The following is a 21,233-nucleotide window of genomic DNA, read 5'->3' as shown; positions in this document are numbered from 1 at the left end:
CTGGCAAGCCAGCTCCCACTGTGGTCTGTGTGAAACACAGTTCTCATCCACACCCGAGATACCTGTGGGAGAGTCCTGAAGTTCTCTGCTGAATGTCAGGCCCTCATCGCTGGCAAGCCAGCTCCCACTGTGGTCTGTGTGAAACACAGTTCTCATCCACACCCGAGATACCTGTGGGAGAGTCCTGAAGTTCTCTGCTGAATGTCAGGCCCTCATCGCTGGCAAGCCAGCTCCCACAGTGTTTAGTGTGAAAGACAAGCGCAAACACACCCGAGATACCTGTGGGAGCTGGCTTGCCAGCGATTAGGCCAGAAAGGACAACCCAAAATTCAAAGGGTGTTGTCGCTAATCAGCCGATACCCTACCCCCGCCTCTGTCACGATAAACCGTGGCCGCATCGGATCATCCGCCAGTTTCTGGCGCAAATGCCCAACCACGATCCGCAGGTAATGACTGTCCTCGGTGTGCGTCGGCCCCCAGATATCCTTGAGCAATTGCTGCTGGGTGATCACCCGTCCCGGATGCCGCGCCAGTTGCGCCAGCACCGCGTATTCCTTGCGGGTCAGGGCCACTTCGACGCCATCAAGCAACACCCGTCGATAGGCCAGGTCCACCGTCAGCGGGCCGAAATTCAGCGCTGCCTGCTGCGCTTCTCCCACTGGCGCCTGACGCAACAACGCGCGCACTCGCGCCAGAAACTCCTGAATGCCGAACGGTTTGGTCACGTAGTCGTTGGCGCCACCGTCCAATGCCTCGACCTTCTGCCCTTCGCTGGCGCGCACCGACAGCACCAGCACCGGCGCCGTGGCCCACTCGCGAAATTCGCGCAGCACTTGCTGGCCGTCCATGTCCGGCAGGCCGAGGTCGAGCACCAGCAGGTCCGGTTTATTCAGCGCGGCTTGCGCCAGGCCCTCGGCGCCGGTGCCGGCCTCGAGCACTTTGTAGCCTTGTGAAACGAGGCTGATGCGCAGGAACTTGCGGATCTGCGGTTCGTCGTCGATGACCAAAATGGTCGCGGTCTGGCTCATGAATTCACATCAACACAAAAGATTGGCAAGAGAGTAGCGCAGTCAGATTCAGGCTTCATCGTCCATCCCCGGTTGCGCCTGCAATGGCAGGTGCAAGGTGATGCAGGTGCCGCGCCCGTCAATGCCATCGGCAACGCTGATTCGCCCGCCATGCGCACCGACCATGCCCTGACAAATCGCCAGGCCGAGGCCGGTGCCCTGGCCGCCGCGATCACCGCGTGCGGCGGTGTAGAACATATCGAAAATCTTCGCCCGCTCGTCTTCGGGAATCCCAGGTCCTTCGTCGCTGACCGAGAAGTAAATTTCGGTGTCGTTCGCGCCAGCATTCAATTGCAATCGGCCGTTGGGTGGCGAGAAACGCGCGGCGTTTTCCAGCACATTGACCAGCGCCTGCTCGATCAACGCCGCGTGCACGTACAGCAACGGCAACTCGGCCGGCACCTCAGTGCTGACCTGCAACGGCGCGAGCACTGCGCGCAGACGATTGAGCGAACTGCCGACGATATCGGCCGGCGACACCCAGTCACGCGCGAGTTTCAGCGCGCCATGGCCCAGGCGCGTCATGTCGAGCAGGTTCTGGATGTAGCGGTCGAGGCGTTCGGCTTCATCACGGGTGCCTTCGAGCAGCTCGCGTCGATCCTCCAGCGGGATCGCTTCGCCGAGGGCCAACAGGCTGTCGATGCTGCCTCGCATGGACGTCAGCGGCGTGCGCAAATCATGGGAAACCGAGGCCAGCAGCGCGCTGCGCAATTGCTCGGTTTCGCCGTGCAAGCGCGCCGCTTCCAGATCATCCGCCAACTGCGCGCGAGCCAACGCCTGTGCCAGTGGCTGACTGAGCGCGGTGAGCAAACGACGACGCTGGCCGCTCAAGGTCTGGCCCTCTTGGGCGCACACCCCGAGCAGCGCCAGCGGACCGTCCTCGACCGACAGCGGCCACCACCACCAGCGACCGAACGGCAGCGTGCCGGTGCCCACCCCGGCCGGTTGATCGTGCTGCCAGGCCCAATCGGCGGCAGCGCGTTCGGACTCGGTGAATTGCAGCGGCCCACCGGTTTCAACTTTCCAGCCAGCCTGCCCGTCGCGATTGAGCAAGCAGATTTGCAGATCGCTCCAGCCATTGAGGTGCTGCGCGGCGGCATTGACCACGGCCTGACGGTCGGTGGCGGCGGTGAGTTTGCGCGACAGGTCGAGCAGCTCGGAGGTTTCTTCCTGGGTGTCGCGCAACGCCTGCAATTGCCGACGCTGACGCGCAGCCAGATTGCCAGTGAGCGCCGCCATCAACAGAAAGAACAGCAAGGTCAGCACGTCTTCTTCGCGCTGGATGCTGAACGAAAAATTTGGCGGTATGAACAAAAAGTCGTAGGTCAGAAACGATAACGCCGCACAGGCCAGCGCCGGGCCGAGACTGCTGCGCACCGCCACCAGCAACACGGCCGCCAGGAACACCAGCGAGATGTTCGGCAGCGGCAACACACTCGACACTGCCCACGCCAGTGCAGTGGCCAGCACCGTGGCGACCAGCGCCAGCATGTAGTCGAACCAAACCAGTGTCAGTGGATTTCGAGTACGCGGTTGATCCTGTTGTTGATCGCTGTCGAGGACGTTGATTTCCAGCCCATGAGCCTGACGCAACAACCGCGCGGCCAGCCCTCCACCGAACAGACGACGGCGCAATCGTGGCCGGGACTGGCCCACCAGCACCAGACTCGCGCGGCGTTCGGTAGCATGCTGGATCAGGGTTTTCGCCACCTCGCCGGCGCGCAGCAACACCACTTCGCCACCGAGGCGTTCGGCGAGTTGCTGAGCACTTTGCAAACGCAGACGTGATTGCTCGTCGCGCACGCTGCCGTTGTCGACGTGCACCAGACTCCACGGCAAATGTCGACGCTGTGCAACGCGGCTGGCGTGACGCACGAGACGCTCGGCCTGGGCATCGCCATCAATGCCGACCAGCAAACGTCCGCGCACCGCCGGTGCGGCCTGACCCATTTGGCGATAGCCTTGGGCGAGGTCGTTATCGACTTGTGCCGCTGCCGTTTGCATCGCCAGTTCGCGCAATGCGGTGAGGTTGGTCTGGGTGAAAAATGCATCGATCGCCGCCCGCGCCTGCTCCGGCACATAGACCTTGCCTTCGCGCAGTCGCTCGAGCAATTCGCGCGGCGGCAGGTCGATCAGCAACAACTCAAAGGCTTCTTGCAGCACCCAGTCCGGCAGGGTTTCGCGCACCTGCACGCCGGTGATGCCGCGCACCTGATCGTTGAGGCTTTCGAGGTGCTGGACGTTGACCGTGGTGTAAACGTCGATGCCGGCCGAGAGCAGTTCCTGAATGTCTTGCCAGCGTTTCGCATGGCGACTGCCGGGGGCGTTGCTGTGGGCCAGTTCATCGACCAGCACCAGCTTCGGTTTGGCGGCGAGGAGGCCGTCGAGGTCCATTTCTTCGAGCATCACGCCACGGTATTCCGAACGCACCAGAGGCTGCTGCGGCAAGCCGCCGAGCAACGCTTCGGTTTCGGCACGGCCGTGGGTTTCAACGACGCCGGCGATGACTTTCACACCTTGGCGCAGTTGGGTGTGGGCGGCCTGGAGCATGGCGTAGGTCTTGCCGACACCGGGCGCGGCGCCAAGGAAAACCTTGAGCCGGCCTCGGCCGTCGCGGGGCAGGTCTGCTAACAGTGCGTCGGCGCGGCCGGAGTCGCTCATGCTTGAAGTTCTCTCTTACTGATGGTTATGCAGTGTTCTAGTGGCCCTCTTCGCGAGCAGGCTCGCTCCCACGAGGAGTATGCAGTCTCCTGTGGGAGCGAGCCTGCTCGCGAATGGCCGCGCCGCCGATTCAGAGTTTTTCCAGTGCCATGTTCAACTCAAGCACATTCACCACCGGCGGTCCCACCAGCGGCCGCTCGATGTGCGCATCAAGCAGTTGCTGCACGGTCGACACCGGCAGGTTACGCGCTTGCGCGACACGCGCCAGTTGATAGGCAATTGCCGCCGGAGGCAAGTGCGGATCGAGGCCGCTGCCAGAAGTAGTCAGCAGCGCCAGCGGCACCGGGCCTTGACCTGGAACCTGCAACTTGGTGGCGTCGTCGATCACGCGGGTGGCCAGTGCCGGATTGCTCGGCGCCAGGTTGCTTGCGCTACTGGAAACAGTGGCAAAGGCGCCGGCCGATGGACGCGGATGGAACCATGCATCGCCGACAAAATCCTGGGCGATCTGCGATGAACCGCGGACCTTGCCGGCGGCGTCGTGCACCAGGCTACCGTTGGCCTGCTCGGGAAACGCGACCTGCGCGACGCCCGTGACGACCAGCGGATAGGCAACGCCGGTGACCAGGGTCATCAGCACCAGCAGGCTCAGGGCCGGACGTATCATTGTGGACATTTCATAATCCTCGAATTCGTTGGGCAAACTTTTGGTGGCGTGTCAGGGAAATTTCTTCCCCCTCACCCCAGCCCTCTCCCCCAAGGGGGCGAGGGGAAAGGGAGCCGATCCATGTGTTTTTCAAGACCTGAGTTCGGCTCGGTATCTCAGGTAGGCGTAACTCGCCAAAACACCTCAATCAGTTCCCTCTCCCCCCGGAGAGGGTTAGGGTGAGGGGCTCCTCAGCCTCACACCAGATGCAACGCCGTGAGCAGCATGTCGATCGCCTTGATCCCCACAAACGGCACCAGAATCCCGCCCACGCCATAGATCAGCAGATTGCGTCGCAGCAACGCCGCCGCACTCGCCGCTTGCACGCGCACACCGCGCAGAGCCAGCGGAATCAGCACTACGATGATCAAAGCGTTGAACACAATGGCCGACAGAATCGCGCTCTGCGGACTGCTCAGGTGCATGATGTTCAGCACGCCCAGTTGCGGGTAGATCGAGGCGAACAACGCCGGCAGAATCGCGAAATACTTGGCGATGTCGTTGGCGATGGAAAAGGTCGTCAGCGCACCACGGGTCACCAGCAATTCCTTGCCGATCTGCACCACGTCCAGCAGCTTGGTCGGATCGCTGTCGAGGTCGACCATGTTCGCCGCTTCGCGTGCGGCTTGCGTGCCGTCGTTCATCGCCATGCCGACGTCGGCCTGCGCCAGCGCCGGGGCGTCGTTGGCGCCGTCACCGCACATCGCGACCAGACGACCGTCGTTCTGCTCGAGGCGAATACGCGCCAGTTTCTTTTCCGGAGTGGCTTCGGCGAGGACGTCATCGACGCCCGCTTCAGCCGCAATCGCAGCAGCGGTCAGCGGGTTGTCACCGGTGACCATCACCGTGCGAATCCCCAGTTTGCGCAGCTCGGCAAAACGCTCGCGGATACCCGGTTTGACCACGTCCTTGAGGTGGATCGCGCCGAGCAATTTACCGTCGACACAGACCAGCAACGGCGTGCCGCCGCTCTGGGCGATTTTGTCGATTTCCCGCGACAGGGCCGGCGCCAGATCGGCGCGTGGTTGGCCGATGAAACTCAGCAGCGAATCCACCGCACCCTTGCGATAAATGCGGCCCTGATAGTCGACACCGGACAAGCGGGTTTCAGCGCTGAACGGCACAACCGTCAGGGTTTGCGGCGAAGGCTCAGGTTGCGGATGCAGACCGCGCAGGTACTCGACGATGGATTTGCCTTCGGCGGTTTCGTCACCCAGCGACGCGAGCAACGCACCTTCGGCCAAGTCACGGCCCGTCACGCCAGGCGCAGCATACACAGCACTGCAACGACGGTTGCCGAAGGTGATGGTGCCGGTCTTGTCGAGCAGCAGCACATGCACATCGCCCGCGGCTTCCACCGCGCGACCGGACTTGGCAATCACGTTCAGGCGCACCAGACGATCCATCCCGGCGATACCGATCGCCGACAGCAGGCCGCCGATGGTGGTCGGAATCAGCGTCACCAACAGCGCCACCAAAAACACCAGCGGCAGGCTGCCGTTGGCAAAGTGGGCGAAGGGTTGCAGGGTCACCACCACCAGCAGAAAGATCAGCGTCAGACCGATCAGCAGGATATCCAGCGCGACTTCGTTCGGGGTCTTCTGGCGTTTGGCGCCTTCGACCAAAGCGATCATGCGGTCGAGAGTTGATTCACCGGGGTTGGCGGTGATCTTCACCAGCAGCCAGTCAGACACCAGTCGGGTGTTGCCGGTGACCGCCGAGCGGTCGCCGCCGGACTCGCGAATGACCGGCGCCGATTCACCGGTAATCGCCGCTTCGTTGACCGCAGCAATGCCTTCGATGACTTCGCCGTCACCGGGGATCATCTCCCCCGCTTCGACGCGCACCACATCGCCCTTGCGCAGACTTGTCGCCGGCACAACCTGGAAGCTGCCGTCAGCCTGTCTGCGTCGAGCGCTTAAGCCTTCGCTGCCAGCCTTGAGGCTGTCGGCGCGGGCCTTGCCGCGGCCTTCGGCCAAGGCTTCGGCGAAGTTGGCAAACAACACGGTGAACCATAGCCACAGGGCAATTTGCGCGGCGACGAACGTCGGCACATCAGCGTCGGGAATGAAGCACAGCACCGTGGTGAAAATCGCGGTCAGCTCGACCACCAGCATCACTGGCGAACGCTTCAGTTGCCGAGGGTCGAGTTTGACGAAGGCTTGCACCAGCGCCGGACGCCACAGGGCCGAGATCGCGGTTTTCGCTTGTTCCGGTGCTTTGGCGGCAGCGGGTTTGATTGCGGGCATATTCATCATTGACTCCTTAGAAGCCCAGGCTCAGGTGTTCAGCGATCGGACCCAACGCCAGAGTCGGCAAAAAGGTCAGGCCGCCCACCAGCAAAATGGTCACGGTCAACAGGGTCACGAACAGCGGGCCGTGGGTCGGGAAACTGTTCTGGCCGATCGGTGCGGTTTTCTTCATCGCCAGGCTGCCGGCCAGGGCCAGAACCGGAAGGATGTAGCCGAAGCGACCGATCAACATGCCCAGGCCGAGCATCAGGTTGTGGAACGGCGTGTTCGCGCTCAAGCCGCCAAACGCCGAACCGTTGTTCGCACTGGCCGAGGTGTAGGCGTAGAGCAACTGGCTGAAACCGTGCGGGCCGGGGTTGCTGATGGTTGCCGCAGGGCCTGGCAGGGTGGCGGCGATCGCGCCAAGTACCAGCACGCCGACCGGCATCACCAACAGCGTGACCACGAGCAATTGCACTTCTCGCGCCTGGAGTTTTTTACCCAGGTATTCCGGCGTACGGCCAATCATCAGACCGGCGAGGAACACCGCGATCAACACGTTGAGCAACATGCCGTAAAGCCCGGCACCGACGCCGCCGAAGATCACTTCGCCGACCATCATGTTGACCAGCGCAACCATGCCGCTCAGCGGATTGAGGCTGTCGTGCATGCCGTTGACCGAGCCGTTCGACGCCGCCGTGGTGGTCACCGACCACAGCACAGTAGCGGTGGTGCCGAAGCGTGCTTCCTTGCCTTCCAGCGGTGCGGTCTGTTCGACGGCAGCGTTGTTCAGGGTCGGATTCGGCTGGTACTCAGCCCACAGCGAAGTCGCGCCGCCGATCAGGAACAGCGCCAACATGCAGGCAATGATCGCGCGGCTCTGACGCAGGTCCTTCACGTAATGGCCGAAAGTAAACACCAGCGCCGCCGGGATCAGGATGATCGAGGCAACTTCGAACAGGTTGCTCCACGCGGTCGGGTTCTCGAACGGATGCGCCGAGTTGACGCCGAAGAAGCCACCACCGTTGGTGCCCAGTTGCTTGATCGCAATCTGACTGGCAGCCGGGCCGAGCGGGATCACTTGATCAACGCCCTGCAGGGTCACCGCATTCACATACTGCGCGAAGGTTTGCGGCACGCCCTGCCAGACCAGATACAGCGCCAGCAGCAGGCACAGTGGCAGCAAGCCGTAGAGGGTGGCGCGGGTCATGTCGACCCAGAAGTTGCCCAGTGTCTTGCTCGACTTGCGGCCGATGCCACGGCACAAAGCGACCAACACGGCGAGGCCGGTGGCGGCGCTGACGAAGTTCTGCACGGTGAGGCCGACCATCTGGCTCAGGTAGCTGAGCGTCGCTTCACCACTGTAGGACTGCCAGTTGGTGTTGGTCATGAAACTGACCGCGGTGTTGAACGCCTGAGTCCATTCCTGGCCCGGCAGGTTCTGTGGGTTCAGCGGCAGGTGATCCTGAAACAGCAGAATCGTGAACAGCAGCAGGAAACCGGCAAGGTTGAAGGCCAGCAGCGCCAGCGTGTACTTCTGCCAGCTCTGTTCATCCTGCGGATTGACCCCGGCCACGCGAAAACAGCCGCGCTCGACCGGACCGAGAATCGGCGTCAACCAGGTACGCTGGCCTTCCATCACCTTGTAGTAAAAGCGCCCGAGGAACGGCGCCGGCAGCAAGACCAACGCAAAGAATGCGAGGATCAGCCAATAGTCATAACTTTGCATAGCCGCTCCTAGTTCCGATCCGCGCGCAACAGCGCAACCAACAGATAAATGAACAGCCCCACTGCCAATAGCAGTGACACCCCGTCCAGAACGCTCATGGAAGATCTCCGTGTTACGGCGTATTGCCGCGTGTGGAGTGATTGTCGGGAAGGAGGCTGTAAAGGAACGAGAGCGAGGGTGCGCGCGGGGCATAAAGAAAGCGTAAAGAGTGGGTTTATGCGTTCGTTACAGCCAGGTTTTGCGCTGGCTGGGCCGGCCTCATCGCGGGCAAGCCCGGCTCCCACAGGTTTCGCGGTGAAAGCAGATTCTGCGGTCTACACAAAACCCTGTGGGAGCGGGCTTGCCCGCGATGGCGGCATTACAGACTCCATCGCACCCGACTGGCGCACAAAAATGCCAACATCCACCGCCGAACATCCCCGATACGACAGCTTTCAGCCCTTTACGACCCGCCAATACAAAATGGCACGCCCACTGCACACACCCTCCCCCGGGCTTTCCAACCGTTCAGGGAGCAAACGCATGAACACACAACTCAAACCCACGCTGGGCACGCTGCACTTGTGGGGTATCGCCGTGGGGCTGGTGATTTCCGGGGAATACTTTGGCTGGAGTTACGGCTGGGGCGTGGCCGGGACGCTGGGTTTTCTGGTGACCTCGTTCATGGTCGCGACCATGTACACCTGCTTTATCTTCAGCTTCACCGAACTCACCACCGCAATTCCTCACGCTGGCGGGCCGTTTGCCTACAGCCGTCGAGCGTTTGGTGAAAAAGGCGGATTGATCGCCGGGCTGGCGACGCTGATCGAGTTCGTCTTCGCTCCACCGGCGATTGCGCTGGCCATCGGTGCCTATCTGAATGTGCAATTTCCGGCGCTTGATCCGAAACACGCGGCAGTCGGTGCGTACATCGTATTTATGGGATTGAACATCCTTGGGGTGAAACTGGCGGCGACCTTCGAGTTGATCGTCTGCGTGCTCGCCGTCGCCGAACTGCTGGTGTTCATGGGCGTCGTCGCTCCGGCCTTCAGCTTCAGTAACTTCGCGCTGAATGGCTGGGCCGGTTCGGACGTTTTCGGTGCGCCAGCGATTGCCGGGATGTTCGCCGCGATTCCGTTCGCCATCTGGTTCTTCCTCGCCATCGAAGGCGCAGCCATGGCCGCCGAAGAAGCCAAGGACCCGAAGCGCACAATTCCAAAGGCTTACATCAGCGGCATCCTGACTCTGGTGCTGCTGGCGATGGGCGTGATGTTTTTTGCCGGCGGCGTCGGCGACTGGCGCACCTTGGCCAACATCAACGACCCACTGCCGCAAGCGATGAAAACCGTGGTCGGCGAAAACTCCGGCTGGCTGCACATGCTGGTGTGGATTGGCCTGTTCGGTCTGGTGGCGAGCTTTCACGGGATCATTCTTGGCTATTCACGCCAGTTCTTTGCCCTCGCCCGCGCCGGCTATCTGCCCGCCTCGCTGGCGAAACTGTCGCGCTTCCAGACGCCGCACCGGGCGATCATCGCCGGCGGCGTGATCGGCATCGCGGCTATTTATAGCGACGGCCTGATCAACCTCGGCGGCATGACCCTCACGGCGGCGATGATCACCATGGCGGTGTTCGGCGCGATCGTGATGTACATCATGAGCATGCTCAGCCTGTTCAAACTGCGTAAATCCGAGCCTAACCTTGAGCGCACCTTCCGTGCGCCGTGCTATCCATTGATTCCGATGATTGCATTGGTACTGGCGGTGGTGTGTCTGGTGGCGATGGCGTGGTTCAACACACTGATCGGGCTGATATTCCTCGGTTTCATGGCGGTGGGGTTTGGTTATTTCATGCTGACTGGCCAACTGCGTGCCAACGCACCGGCCGACGCGATGCTCACGGGACATTGAGGGATTGATCGGGTGCACCGGGCATAACGGGCCTAGAATGGAACCACTGCGAGTTCACTTCGCTCAAAAGTTGTATGCAGCGGTTAACGGCGAAATCCTCGCCCACCGATCTGCCTTTAAGGAGAGCCGTTATGCCTTGGTATGCCTGGTTGATTCTTGTCGTTGCAATCGGCTCGATCGTGGGCGGGTTGATGATGTTGCGAGACACCGCCAACAAGGTCGAACTGACCGATGAAGAACGCAAGCGTGTCGCGCAACGCAATGCCGAAGCGGACGCGAAAGAAGCGCAAGACCGCTAAAGAAAAAACCCCGCCTAACTGGCGGGGTTTGTTTTTCAGATCCGTATCTGCCCTTCTGCGTGTTTTTTAGAAGTAGAAGTACAGTCACCATTTAATTTTCCATGGTTAATATGCGGGTATTGTTGCGGAGAGATCCAGATGCGTTACTCGCAGGACCATAAAGCCCAGACTCATCAACGGATAATCAAGGAAGCCTCTGCGCGATTCCGCAAGGATGGAATCGGTGCGACCGGCCTTCAGCCGTTGATGAAAGCGCTGGGGCTGACACACGGCGGTTTTTACTCGCACTTCAGATCGAAGGACGAGTTGGTCGAAAAGGCACTGCAAGAGGCAGGCGACCAGGTTGATGGGTTATGCGCTGAAATCTTTGCCCAGGAACATCCGCTGCAAGTGTTTATCGACACTTACCTGTCCGAATGGCATCAGACGTCGCCACATGAAGGTTGCCCCCTCCTGACCATCTCTGCGGAACTGGGATTGCGTGGACAACCCAGTCCAACCAGTGACGCCGTGCTCAACGCACGACTGAATCAGATCGAAGACACCCTCGAAGGTGACAATGGCGCCGACCGGGCCATCGTCATCATGTCGACCCTGGTTGGCGCCTTACTGCTGTCACGCAGTGTCGCGGATAACGAGTTCGCTCAACGCATCCTCGATGTCACCCGCGAGCACCTCAAACAATCCAAAGACTAGGCCTGCCAACGCTTGAACAACACGCTGGCATTTACACCGCCAAAGCCGAATCCGTTGGATAACGCATATTCGATCGGCATCGGCCGGGCCTGGCCATGGACGATGTCCACGCCTTCGCTGGCAGGATCCGGATTTTCAAAGTTGAGCGTCGGCGGCACCACTTGGTCGCGAATTGCCAACAACGTAAAGATCGCCTCAAGTCCACCCGCAGCACCCAGCAAGTGGCCGGTGGCGGATTTGGTCGAGGTCACGGCGATTTTGTTCTCTGCACCGAACAACGCCTTGATCGCCGCCAACTCGCCGAGGTCGCCAACCGGCGTGGACGTCGCGTGAGCATTCAGATGCTCGACCTGATCCGGCGTAATACCGCCCTGAGCCAAAGCCAGCTCCATTGCCCGCCGTGCACCACTGCCATCTTCCGGCCCAGCGGTCAGGTGATAGGCATCGGCCGTGGTGCCGTAACCGACCAGTTCCGCCAAGGGCTGCGCGCCACGAGCCAAGGCATGTTCAAGAGACTCAATCACCAAAAGGCCCGCGCCCTCGCCCATGACAAAACCATCACGTCCACTGTCGAATGGACGTGATGCTCGCTGTGGAGTGTCGTTGTAGCCACTGGACAGGGCCCGCGCAGCCGCGAAACCGGCAAGGCTGACTCGATCGATCGAGGCTTCCGCCCCGCCGCACACGGCGATATCGGCTTCACCGGATCGAATCAATCGCGCCGCATCACCAATCGCCTGAACGCCGGCAGCGCAAGCAGTCACTGGCGCCCCCAACGGTCCTTTGAGGTGGTGCTGAATCGATACGTGCCCGGCTGCCAGATTGACCAGAAACGACGGAATGGTGAACGGCGACAAACGACGCGGGCCACGACTATCAGTCGTACGCACGGCATCAGCAATCGCACCGAACCCACCGACACCGGAACCGATGATTGTCGCGGTGCGCTCCTGATCAGCTGCATTTTCCGGATGCCAATCAGCCTGCTCTAGCGCCTGCCGCGCGGCCTCCATGGCAAACATGATGAAGCGGTCCATCTTCTTCTGTTCTTTCGGCGCGGTGGCGCGGTCCGGGTCAAAACCGGCCTCGGTGTCTTCTTCCAAGGTCGGCACTCGGCCGCCAACACTCGTGGGCAAGTCAGCGACCACTGCTTCAGGCAAATTGCGCAACCCCGAACGCCCCTGCAGCAAACGTTGCCAAACAACCTCAACACCGCTGCCCAAGGGTGAAACCAGGCCCATGCCCGTGACGACTATTCGACGCTGATCCATACCGCGTGACCTCTAACTGATTCAGAAGAACTTACTTGTAGCGACTGGCAGCCGAACTGCGGGACAGGTTCGGCGCCATCACCAGCCGCGCAGCCACAAAGGCTTGCCACTCACCCGCATCCGGAAGGGACGGGATGGTAATGAGCTCGCCCTGATCCAGACCTGCCAGCGCGGCATCGACCATCTCGCCAGCCTCCATGACCATTTCGGCCGGGATGCCGCTGGCATCGACTCCGGAACGCTCCCAGATTTCAGTGCGGGTAACGCCGGGCAGCACCGCCTGGACTTTTACACCGGTGCCGTCGAGTTCAGCGTTCAGCGATTGGGTCAGGCTCAGCACATAGGCTTTACTGGCACTGTAAGTGGCGTTGAAACGCTCTGGAAACAGCGCCACGACCGAGGCAATGTTGATGATCGTGCCGCGACCCGCCTTGGCAAAACTCGCTGCAGCGGCCGATGCCAGACGAGTGACCGTGGTGACGTTGAGCTGGATCAGCCGCTCAAGATTCTCTAAATCTGCATTAGCCAACAGACCGTCAGCCGCAACGCCGGCGTTGTTGACCAACAGGGTGATGCTTGAGTCGCTGCGCAGACGCTGCTCGAGTTTGAGCACGTCATCCTTTTGCGTCAGGTCCGCCTTGAGCACTTCGACCTGAACACCATGGGAATCACGCAACTTGCTTGCGGCACTGTCCAGACGCTCTTGGTCGCGGGCCACTAACAACAAGTCAAAACCGCGCGATGCCAACCGCTCTGCGTAAACCGCTCCGATACCAGACGATGCGCCAGTGACGAGAGCGGTACCTTGGGACGCAACAGAATTCATGACAGGACTCCTGGAATGCTTGAGAGATAGCCCTCTGGATCGGGTTGATGCAGAGCGCGTGGAAATTATTATAGGCATAATCTCAATACAATATGATAGCCGTAATTTTTGGCTATCCGACGGGTGTGCTCTTTGGTTTCCTCAGTCAAACGCCTTACCAGAAAAACAAAAAGGCCGGTCAATGACCGGCCCCTTGGCGTTGAACAATAAGCTTAGTTCACTTCCAGCTTGTCGCGATTGCGATCCAGGATCGCCTTGCCGATACCCTTGACTTCCAGCAACTCGTCCACGGATGCGAACGGCCCGTTTGTTTCACGATACGCAACAATCGCTTTGGCTTTGGCCTCGCCTACACCCGACAGTTCCCTTTGCAGCGTTGCCGAGTCGGCATCGTTGAGATTGATTTTTGCACTTTTCGAAGACGCCGCAGCGTCGATCACGACCGGCAATTCTGGCGGCACCGGCGGTGAGACAGGCGCCGCAACCACCGCAATAGAGGCGCTAGTGAGCAAAGCAAACATCAAGGAATAGAAATAACCAGTACGCATTAGTGACGCTCCATCATCATTTGAGAAAGCAGCTTTCCGAAGCTGCTCTTCAAATGTAGGTCATGACGGTCTCAAGTCAAAAACGCGTGCGTTACAGAATGTGAAACAATCAGGGCTCGAGGCGGCGTTGCTGGTAAATCCAGTCGACGATCTCGCCGTCGGGGGTATAACCGGAGACGGTTTCGCGCAGGAGTTGGCGGACTCGGGAATAATCATCCGCTTCAACCGCGCTCAGGAGATTGCTCAACCTGTCCTTTAATACTTCCCAAGGCAGGTGATCTTCATTGGCAGACATGATCATCGGATGAGAGGTCGCCGCCACGTTGTCACCGATCAACAGTTCTTCGTAGAGCTTTTCACCCGGCCGCAATCCGGTGAACTCGATGGATATGTCGCCTTGAGGATTACGTTCGGAACGAATACTCAAACCTGACAGATGGATCATCTTCTCTGCCAATTCTACAATCCGCACCGGCTCGCCCATATCCAAAACGAACACATCGCCGCCCTGCCCCATCGATCCTGCCTGAATGACCAACTGCGCCGCTTCAGGGATGGTCATGAAATAGCGAGTGATCTTCGGATGGGTGACCGTTAGCGGACCACCGGTTTTGATCTGGCTGTGAAACAGCGGGATCACCGAACCGGAAGAGCCCAGGACATTGCCGAAACGAACCATGGTGAAGCGGGTTTTGTTGACTCGAGACACGTTAGAACTGTCACCGAACAACACCGGTGCAATCTCCCGACTCAGCGCTTGGAGAGTCAACTCGGCCAGACGCTTGGTACTGCCCATGATATTCGTCGGGCGAACGGCCTTGTCAGTGGATATCAGCACAAAATTCGACACCCCCGACTGCACGGCTGCTTGTGCCGTGTTGAGTGTTCCAATCACATTGTTGAGCACGCCCTCGGCAATGTTGTGCTCGACCATTGGCACATGCTTGTAGGCCGCAGCGTGATAAACCGTATCGACTTTCCAGGTTCTCATTACATCGAGCAATTTGTCCTGGTGCCGGATCGAACCGAGAATTGGCAGCAGGCGAACGGGAACCGACTCCCGACAGACACGATGCTCCAGTTCCGACAAAATGCTGTAAAGGTTGAACTCGCTGTGCTCATACAACAACAGCGTGGTCGGGCCAAGGCTGAAAATCTGTCGACAAAGCTCTGAACCTATCGAACCGCCGGCTCCGGTAACCATGACAACCTTACCGCTGATGCAGTGCGCCAACAGATCTGGCTGAGCCGGCACTGCGTCACGACCCAGGAGATCGGCAATATCCACTTCTTGAATATCTTCAACCTTGACGCGCCCGCTGGCCAGATCCGTAAAGTTGGGGACACTGCGCACGTGTAGCGGAAAGCCTTCCAGCAGGTTGAGAATTTCTCGGCGTCGGGCACGGGTCGATGACGGCAGCGCGAGTAAAATCTCCTGGGCCCCCGTCACCTCTATCATCTGTTGAATATGCTTGGGTTTGAATACTTGGAGCCCGGAGATAGACCGGTCGGAAATACCAGGATCATCGTCCACAAATGCCACAGGGCGCATGACGCGTCCCATACGCAGTGCGGCGACCAGTTGGTTGCCGGCAACCCCGGCTCCGTATATCGCAACTTTGGTCATACCGTCGTCACGATTGGTAAAGGGCACATGCTGAGCGGCCGTGAACCAGTCCCCCATGAAGAACTGACGCATGCACAGGCGCAGCCCTCCAATGATTATCATGCTCAACCACCAATAGTTGAAGATGATGGATCGCGGAACCACTGCCTGGTGATTGCTGTACCAGTAAACGGCCACAGCCAAAATGAGCGAGGAGAGGCTGACCGCCTTGACGATTGCAATCAGGGCATCGTTACCGAAGTAACGCATGACCGCCCGATACATGCCGAAACGGATAAACAGCGGGATGGCGATGACTGGAGCGCAAACGAAAAGCCAGATGTGGGCCTTGAAGGGGTTGTACATGTCATCAATGCCCAATCGCACGATGAACGACAACCAGAGGGCGACCCAGACCAGAACGACGTCAGTCGCCACCTGCAGCAAACGCTTTTGTTTGCGAGGCAACCCAAGCAAGACAGTCCGCACCTTATCCATTCAGCCGTCCGAGCACTTGGCTCCCTCCTCAACCAGTCGATGGCCCACATTGTAACCTCAATGCACGGGCTTTCAGCTGAATAAATGGCCACCCAAAAAGTGAATTCGCCCTCGGAGCATTCTTCCAGACGCTACAGAATTTCACCTTCGCCTTCACGTTCTCGAAAACATGGTGAGACCGGGAAGTAATGCTTATGCGCTCGTGTTCCAGCTCCCTCGTGGGCACCCCATCCGAATGTAATCGGCAAGTGGATTACAACCCGGTATTTCGAGGCCATGCTCTTCGACGTATACATCCGGCTTAAAGTCCTCATGCAGTGGCTGAGACGTTATGCCGCTCGCCCAAGATCGAACATGAAGTCTTACGTCCTGTGCAGAAGCATCGAATAAATCCGATTCAAGAATGGTTTCAACATCCCGCTTTTCCTGTTCGGCGCGTCTTGCGGCATCTAGTCCGACAAGCTCCAGCTCCGCAACATATTTATCCATGTCGAAGTAAGCTTTAGACGCTTCATGACTATTATTGACTGCCTGCTCATACAAATCATTGGAGTTGGCCAGTGCGAATATTTTTTGAACAGCACTGTCGACATCGAGATAATCTGCAATGCAGGAATCGCGCAATCCACAAGAGGAAAGGAAGTCGGATATACCTGTAGCCTTATCAAAGCAGAGCACCGGCAACCGCGCGTCAAAGGCGTCGATAGCGACATTGGGCAATGGATCAAGTCGAGACGAAATGAACAGCAGATCGGCTTCTTCATAAGCCGTTTCGATGGCGGACGTCTCGTCAAGCATCACGAACCGCTCCTGCAACCCGGACCGCTTGATCTGATCGGCAAGGTAAACCGAATAACCGTCTTCGACATCAGGGTTATAACCCTTGCCAATCCAGACAAATCGAAATCTGTCGCCACCCGGTGTAAGCATGGTTTTGATAGCGCACTGTATGAAGAGATCAGCACCCTTGCGAAAGTTGACGTAACCCGCACCCAGGACCACGAACTTGCGCTCAGTATCCGCCGCAGGCCGCATCCGTCCACGCAGGTATTCGGATTCGCGCTTCGTGTCCTTCTCAACGATCAGTTGTGCAGGCAGTACGCAACGCCCTTGGGGAATAATATGCGCCGTCAGGGACTTCAGAGCAGGGCATGAATCCTTGGCGCTTTCCCAAGTCACGTCTGCGGAAAACACCTGGTCGCTAGACCACAGCCTGGCATCGGAGAACACTGCACTGGAATTTGGATATGCAGACGCGAACTCATGAATCAGCGGAATAGCAGGCACAAAGTGTCTAGCCAGCGGTTCTAAAACCACACGGCACTCCATGCTATTGACCAGCGCAAATTTAAACTCGAATTTGCTGCACAAATGCTTGATAGCAGGATGCGCGTAAGGCACGTTATTTTTTAGTCGCGAGCTCGCCATTGTTGCTACGGCTGCCTCCTCGAAGGCGCCAAGCAGCGCGCCATCCCCTAACAAAAGGGCAACTACGTTGTAACGACTGGATAAGCGCTCTACGAGGTTGAGTGCGAGTATCGGCGCCCCCGATCGAGACGCTTCATGGCTGACGACCATGACCGTGTCACGCGTGGAATCAAAGGCGCGGTTTTTGGAATATCTGATTTCTGGCAGAGTTACAATGCGCCAGCTTTCCTGGTGACCGTAATTCAAGTAATGCGCGATCGGGTCAATAGATGAGCAAAGATCCGGATTGAGTTTTAGATAAAGTTCCGGATCAAAATTTTCAGGCAATAAACTCAAGTCGTATTCAACTGGACTGGCTGACGCTTCTTCGGGCATGGTTATAATGCGCCAGCTTTCCTTGTGACCATGGGTCAAATAATGGGCAATTGGATCTATTGATGCATCGAGATCAGGATTAAGTTTCAGATAAACTTCCGGATCAAAATTTTCGGGCAACAAACTCAAGTCGTATTCAACTGGACTGGTTGACAATTCTTCGGGCAGGGTTATGATGCGCCAGCTTTCCTTGTGACCATGATTCAAGTAATGCGCAATCGGATCTATTGATGTATCGAGATCAGGATTGAGTTCCAGATAAACTTCCGGATCAAAATTTTCAGGCAATAAACTCAAGTCGTATTCAACTGGACTGGCTGACGCTTTTTCGGGCATGGTTATAATGCGCCAGCTTTCCTTGTGACCATGATTCAAGTAATGGGCAATTGGATCTATTGATGCATCGAGATCAGGATTGAGTTTCAGATAAACTTCCGGATCAAAATTTTCGGGCAACAAACTCAAGTCGTATTCAACTGGACTGGTTGACACTTCTTCGGGCAGGGTTATGATGCGCCAGCTTTCCTTGTGACCATGATTCAAGTAATGCGCAATCGGATCTATTGATGTGCCGAGATCAGGATTGAGTTTCAGATAAATTTCCGGATCAAAATTTTCGGGCAACAAACTCAAGTCGTATTCAACTGGAATGACCGACACTTCTTCGGGCTGGATTATAATGCGCCAGCTTTCCTTGTGACCATGATTCAAGTAATGCGCAATCGGATCTATTGATGTGCCGAGATCAGGATTGAGTTTCAGATAAATTTCCGGATCAAAATTTTCGGGCAATAGACTCAAGTCGTACTCAGCTGGACTGGCCAACGTTTCTTTGACTACCTCAACTTCAGCTTCTTCAGTACGGGTGTGGCTGGATTGAACTAAGTCTGTCTCAATGACAACCAGTTTTGTAGGAATTTCTGGCTCGCCAGCCTGCTTCAGGGGTAGTTCGGTATTCTTCAGGTTTTCTGAGCGGTCAGTAAACGTTCTGAACAGCTTGGAAAAAAAGCCACTGCGAGCCAAAATCTAATCCTTCTAATTGGGCAAATATAACGTGCGCGTCCGAAGATTTTTATTGATGACAGATTCGACGTTTCCCAACATCACAGTCACCATGAAAAAATCTACAGACGGCTGAAGCGTACTGTAGTACGTCAACTTCGCTTTACGTCGTCAACGGGCTGGGGCGATGCTCCATGCTGTTGCACATGATACACATTTTGCATAGGATTCCGAGATTTTTGGGAACACATCCGCGGTGGGCAAACAGCCGTAACGAGAGCCTTGAGCTACCCCGATGCCTCTCAGGGGCTGATGCACTCAACCTCTCCCGCTCGAAATTTAACCGCCAGCCAAATGAGCGGCAGATACGCCACTACCAGCGCTAACGCGCCATCGATCTTGAAATAGCTCACCCCAAGCGCAATCGGCAGTAGCCACAACACGTTGATCAGGCCGACCGCAATAGTGACGGGTAAGTGTTTGCCAAACTGCCGCGAGGCAAACTGATAAGCGTGACTACGATGCGCTTCGTAAATCTTATCTCCGCGCAACAATCGGCGCATCAATGTGAAGGTTGCATCAACGATGAATATACCCATCAGTATCAGCCAGGCCCACAGTAACCCGGGATCAACCCAGGCAGCCTGAAGCGCTAGCACTCCAAGGACGATGCCGAGAAACCCGCTACCTGCATCCCCCATGAAAATCTTCGCCGGTGGAAAATTCCAACATAGAAAACCTGCGGAACATATCGCCAGCAAACCCGGGGCCCACGCCATTTCAGCGAATCCACCAAACAAGTAGATCAAACAGGCACCCGTACAAGTCGTCACGGCTTCGACGCCCGCAATACCGTCAATACCATCCATGAAATTATAAAGATTAAGCATCCAGACCAGATAGACCACCGCCAATAGGTGCCCAAACCAACTCAGCTCAACGGCGATACCTCCGATGACTAATGGAGGCAGCCCCCCAGCCCAGTAAACACCCCAGGCCGCCGCAAAAAAATGGGCTAAAAGACGCCAGCGCGCAGCGATGTGACCATGGTCATCCAAAAAACCGATAACGGCGGTAATGCCGCCAGCCCCCGTCAGTGCTATCAACGCATGTTCTGTCGTTAAGCTCAAATGGAACAAAAAGAACAACGCACAGGTAAACGTCAGAACAATAGCGACGCCTCCACCGCGAGGTGTCGGAGTCGTGTGAGAACTTCGTTGATTGGGTACATCGATCAAACTCCGCGATAACGCATAGCGGCGCAGGAATGCGGTCAGAGCGAAAGAAAATACCGCAACAACCGGGATAAGCCACCAGACATTCATTTTTTGCGAGATTCCAGAAATGGTTTCACTGTAGCGTCAAGAGCACATTGAAAATCTACCGGGGGCACCCAGCCCAGCAGTTGTAGATTCTTACTAATATCAACTTCAAGCGAACCAAAGATACGCTGTGCGACCGCATCCTTGCCGATAAGCTTTGCCGCTGCACTCATCAGGCCTACCGGCAGCGGTAATAAAGTGGCTGAACGGTTCAAAGCCACAGCGATGCACTGTAACAACTCTGTGGTTGAAACCGCACGCCCGTCGCTGACCAGAAATGTCTGATTTGCAGCGCCAGGGTGCTCAATACAGGTGACTATAAAATCAATCAGGTTATCCAGACTGACCAGACTTCGTTTGTTATGCACAGCACCGAAAGGTAAAGGAATACCGCGCTCCAGCCAACGGATCATGCTCAGGAAATTGGCTTTCACTCCAGGCCCATAAACCAGGACAGGCCGGATGATCACGACCTCCATCCCGGTAGTTGTTGCGAGCGCTTTCAACCCCAGCTCTGCCTCAAGCTTGGAAATACCATAAGGGTCGACGGGAGCCGGAGTGTCATCCGCGCTAAATGCACATCCAGCGCGGGTGTATTCACCATTGACCTTGATCGAACTGATGAAGATGAAACGCTTTACCCCTGCACGCGCAGCCTGCCGAGCGAGGTTTAGTGTGGCTTCAACATTCACCCTTCGAAATTCGGCCAGCGGATCGACGGCGGATTCATTCATGACATGAACCCGCGCAGCTGAATGCACCACCACATCAACTTGCTCAAGTGCGTCTTGCCAATCGATATCAATTGCCAGGTCTGCAAACGCAAAGCGGCGAATTGATTGTGGGAGCTCACGACATTCATTGCGCAACGCGGCAATCAAGGAGTACTGCTCGCAAGCGGCAAGATAGCGCAGCAAAGCCCCTCCCAGGAAACCTGAGCCACCGGTGACAAGTACGGCTTGAACTTTCATTGATCAGGCTCGGCAAACGAAAATTGACTGCGGATGTAGCATCACAACGGTTGACTCCCATCAATCCCGGCTATGCGTGACCTCTTTCTAAACAACGGCTTCACGCACAA

16 protein-coding genes are annotated in these 21,233 nt (G+C 57.5%); 3 read left to right on the top strand and 13 right to left on the bottom strand.

Annotated features, from left to right (window positions below; all coding sequences use genetic code 11):
* Window positions 1-329: 329 nt before the first annotated feature.
* The 6 genes from H8B20_RS08815 to kdpF form a co-directional block, all read right to left on the bottom strand.
* On the bottom strand, window positions 330-1,028 hold the full coding sequence (locus H8B20_RS08815) for a response regulator (RefSeq protein WP_210622879.1): 699 nt from the start codon (window positions 1,026-1,028) through the stop codon (window positions 330-332).
* 48 nt (window positions 1,029-1,076) lie between these two features.
* Window positions 1,077-3,728: a sensor histidine kinase gene (locus H8B20_RS08810; RefSeq protein ID WP_210622878.1), complete on the bottom strand. Its 2,652-nt coding sequence runs from the start codon at window positions 3,726-3,728 to the stop codon at window positions 1,077-1,079.
* A gap of 130 nt (window positions 3,729-3,858) precedes the next feature.
* The gene (gene kdpC / locus H8B20_RS08805; protein ID WP_210622877.1) at window positions 3,859-4,404 is read right to left on the bottom strand and encodes a potassium-transporting ATPase subunit KdpC; all 546 of its coding nucleotides are present in this window, start codon (window positions 4,402-4,404) and stop codon (window positions 3,859-3,861) included.
* A gap of 227 nt (window positions 4,405-4,631) precedes the next feature.
* Window positions 4,632-6,689, bottom strand: a complete 2,058-nt coding sequence (gene kdpB / locus H8B20_RS08800) for a potassium-transporting ATPase subunit KdpB (RefSeq protein WP_210622876.1) — start codon at window positions 6,687-6,689, stop codon at window positions 4,632-4,634.
* Between the two features lie 10 nt (window positions 6,690-6,699).
* Entirely contained in the window at window positions 6,700-8,394 is a 1,695-nt protein-coding gene (gene kdpA, locus H8B20_RS08795) for a potassium-transporting ATPase subunit KdpA (protein WP_210622875.1), read from the bottom strand.
* 8 nt (window positions 8,395-8,402) lie between these two features.
* Window positions 8,403-8,492 carry a K(+)-transporting ATPase subunit F gene (gene kdpF / locus H8B20_RS08790; RefSeq protein ID WP_007899818.1) on the bottom strand — a complete coding sequence of 30 codons (90 nt, stop codon included), beginning with the start codon at window positions 8,490-8,492 and terminating at the stop codon, window positions 8,403-8,405.
* 424 nt (window positions 8,493-8,916) lie between these two features.
* Between kdpF and eat the strand changes: the two genes are divergently transcribed.
* The 3 genes from eat (at window position 8,917) to H8B20_RS08775 (ending at window position 11,276) form a co-directional block, all read left to right on the top strand.
* Complete coding sequence (eat, locus tag H8B20_RS08785; RefSeq protein WP_210622874.1) at window positions 8,917-10,281, top strand: ethanolamine permease; 1,365 nt, start codon at window positions 8,917-8,919, stop codon at window positions 10,279-10,281.
* A 131-nt stretch (window positions 10,282-10,412) separates the two neighbouring features.
* The gene (locus tag H8B20_RS08780; RefSeq protein ID WP_100847753.1) at window positions 10,413-10,580 is read left to right on the top strand and encodes a DUF2897 family protein; all 168 of its coding nucleotides are present in this window, start codon (window positions 10,413-10,415) and stop codon (window positions 10,578-10,580) included.
* Window positions 10,581-10,718: 138 nt separating this feature from the next.
* The gene (locus tag H8B20_RS08775; RefSeq protein ID WP_042560333.1) at window positions 10,719-11,276 is read left to right on the top strand and encodes a TetR/AcrR family transcriptional regulator; all 558 of its coding nucleotides are present in this window, start codon (window positions 10,719-10,721) and stop codon (window positions 11,274-11,276) included.
* Here the strand turns inward: H8B20_RS08775 and fabF are convergent.
* From fabF to H8B20_RS08735, 7 genes are all read right to left on the bottom strand, one after another.
* Window positions 11,273-12,547 carry a beta-ketoacyl-ACP synthase II gene (gene fabF / locus H8B20_RS08770; RefSeq protein WP_210622873.1) on the bottom strand — a complete coding sequence of 425 codons (1,275 nt, stop codon included), beginning with the start codon at window positions 12,545-12,547 and terminating at the stop codon, window positions 11,273-11,275. The genes H8B20_RS08775 and fabF overlap by 4 nt on opposite strands.
* Before the next feature lie 31 nt (window positions 12,548-12,578).
* A complete protein-coding gene (locus H8B20_RS08765; protein WP_210622872.1) occupies window positions 12,579-13,373 on the bottom strand; it encodes an SDR family NAD(P)-dependent oxidoreductase in 795 nt (264 codons plus the stop codon).
* Window positions 13,374-13,585: 212 nt separating this feature from the next.
* A complete protein-coding gene (locus H8B20_RS08760) occupies window positions 13,586-13,921 on the bottom strand; it encodes a ComEA family DNA-binding protein (protein WP_210622871.1) in 336 nt (111 codons plus the stop codon).
* A gap of 109 nt (window positions 13,922-14,030) precedes the next feature.
* Window positions 14,031-16,025: a polysaccharide biosynthesis protein gene (locus H8B20_RS08755; RefSeq protein ID WP_210622870.1), complete on the bottom strand. Its 1,995-nt coding sequence runs from the start codon at window positions 16,023-16,025 to the stop codon at window positions 14,031-14,033.
* Window positions 16,026-16,217: 192 nt separating this feature from the next.
* Window positions 16,218-18,851: a glycosyltransferase gene (locus H8B20_RS27820; RefSeq protein ID WP_228732663.1), complete on the bottom strand. Its 2,634-nt coding sequence runs from the start codon at window positions 18,849-18,851 to the stop codon at window positions 16,218-16,220.
* Window positions 18,852-19,132: 281 nt separating this feature from the next.
* Entirely contained in the window at window positions 19,133-20,155 is a 1,023-nt protein-coding gene (locus tag H8B20_RS08740; protein ID WP_210622869.1) for an MraY family glycosyltransferase, read from the bottom strand.
* Window positions 20,152-21,123 (bottom strand): UDP-glucose 4-epimerase family protein, encoded by a 972-nt coding sequence (locus H8B20_RS08735; RefSeq protein WP_210622868.1) that lies wholly within the window; start codon window positions 21,121-21,123, stop codon window positions 20,152-20,154. Before H8B20_RS08735 ends, H8B20_RS08740 begins: the two co-directional genes overlap by 4 nt.
* Window positions 21,124-21,233: the final 110 nt, after the last annotated feature.

Source organism: Pseudomonas sp. P42, assembly GCF_017973755.1.
Classification (GTDB): Bacteria; Pseudomonadota; Gammaproteobacteria; order Pseudomonadales; family Pseudomonadaceae; genus Aquipseudomonas; species Aquipseudomonas iridis.
The sequence above is the reverse complement of the archived record's forward strand: the minus strand, read 5'-3'. Positions and strand labels throughout refer to the sequence as shown.

What these genes read in the sequence shown, in the direction of transcription:
- H8B20_RS08815 (WP_210622879.1), bottom strand. Translation starts at nt 1,028, where the DNA reads ATGAGCCAGACCGCGACCATTTTGGTCATCGACGACGAACCGCAGATC.
- H8B20_RS08810 (WP_210622878.1), bottom strand. Translation starts at nt 3,728, where the DNA reads ATGAGCGACTCCGGCCGCGCCGACGCACTGTTAGCAGACCTGCCCCGC.
- kdpC (WP_210622877.1), bottom strand. Translation starts at nt 4,404, where the DNA reads ATGTCCACAATGATACGTCCGGCCCTGAGCCTGCTGGTGCTGATGACC.
- kdpB (WP_210622876.1), bottom strand. Translation starts at nt 6,689, where the DNA reads ATGAATATGCCCGCAATCAAACCCGCTGCCGCCAAAGCACCGGAACAA.
- kdpA (WP_210622875.1), bottom strand. Translation starts at nt 8,394, where the DNA reads ATGCAAAGTTATGACTATTGGCTGATCCTCGCATTCTTTGCGTTGGTC.
- kdpF (WP_007899818.1), bottom strand. Translation starts at nt 8,492, where the DNA reads ATGAGCGTTCTGGACGGGGTGTCACTGCTATTGGCAGTGGGGCTGTTC.
- eat (WP_210622874.1), top strand. Translation starts at nt 8,917, where the DNA reads ATGAACACACAACTCAAACCCACGCTGGGCACGCTGCACTTGTGGGGT.
- H8B20_RS08780 (WP_100847753.1), top strand. Translation starts at nt 10,413, where the DNA reads ATGCCTTGGTATGCCTGGTTGATTCTTGTCGTTGCAATCGGCTCGATC.
- H8B20_RS08775 (WP_042560333.1), top strand. Translation starts at nt 10,719, where the DNA reads ATGCGTTACTCGCAGGACCATAAAGCCCAGACTCATCAACGGATAATC.
- fabF (WP_210622873.1), bottom strand. Translation starts at nt 12,547, where the DNA reads ATGGATCAGCGTCGAATAGTCGTCACGGGCATGGGCCTGGTTTCACCC.
- H8B20_RS08765 (WP_210622872.1), bottom strand. Translation starts at nt 13,373, where the DNA reads ATGAATTCTGTTGCGTCCCAAGGTACCGCTCTCGTCACTGGCGCATCG.
- H8B20_RS08760 (WP_210622871.1), bottom strand. Translation starts at nt 13,921, where the DNA reads ATGCGTACTGGTTATTTCTATTCCTTGATGTTTGCTTTGCTCACTAGC.
- H8B20_RS08755 (WP_210622870.1), bottom strand. Translation starts at nt 16,025, where the DNA reads ATGGATAAGGTGCGGACTGTCTTGCTTGGGTTGCCTCGCAAACAAAAG.
- H8B20_RS08740 (WP_210622869.1), bottom strand. Translation starts at nt 20,155, where the DNA reads ATGAATGTCTGGTGGCTTATCCCGGTTGTTGCGGTATTTTCTTTCGCT.
- H8B20_RS08735 (WP_210622868.1), bottom strand. Translation starts at nt 21,123, where the DNA reads ATGAAAGTTCAAGCCGTACTTGTCACCGGTGGCTCAGGTTTCCTGGGA.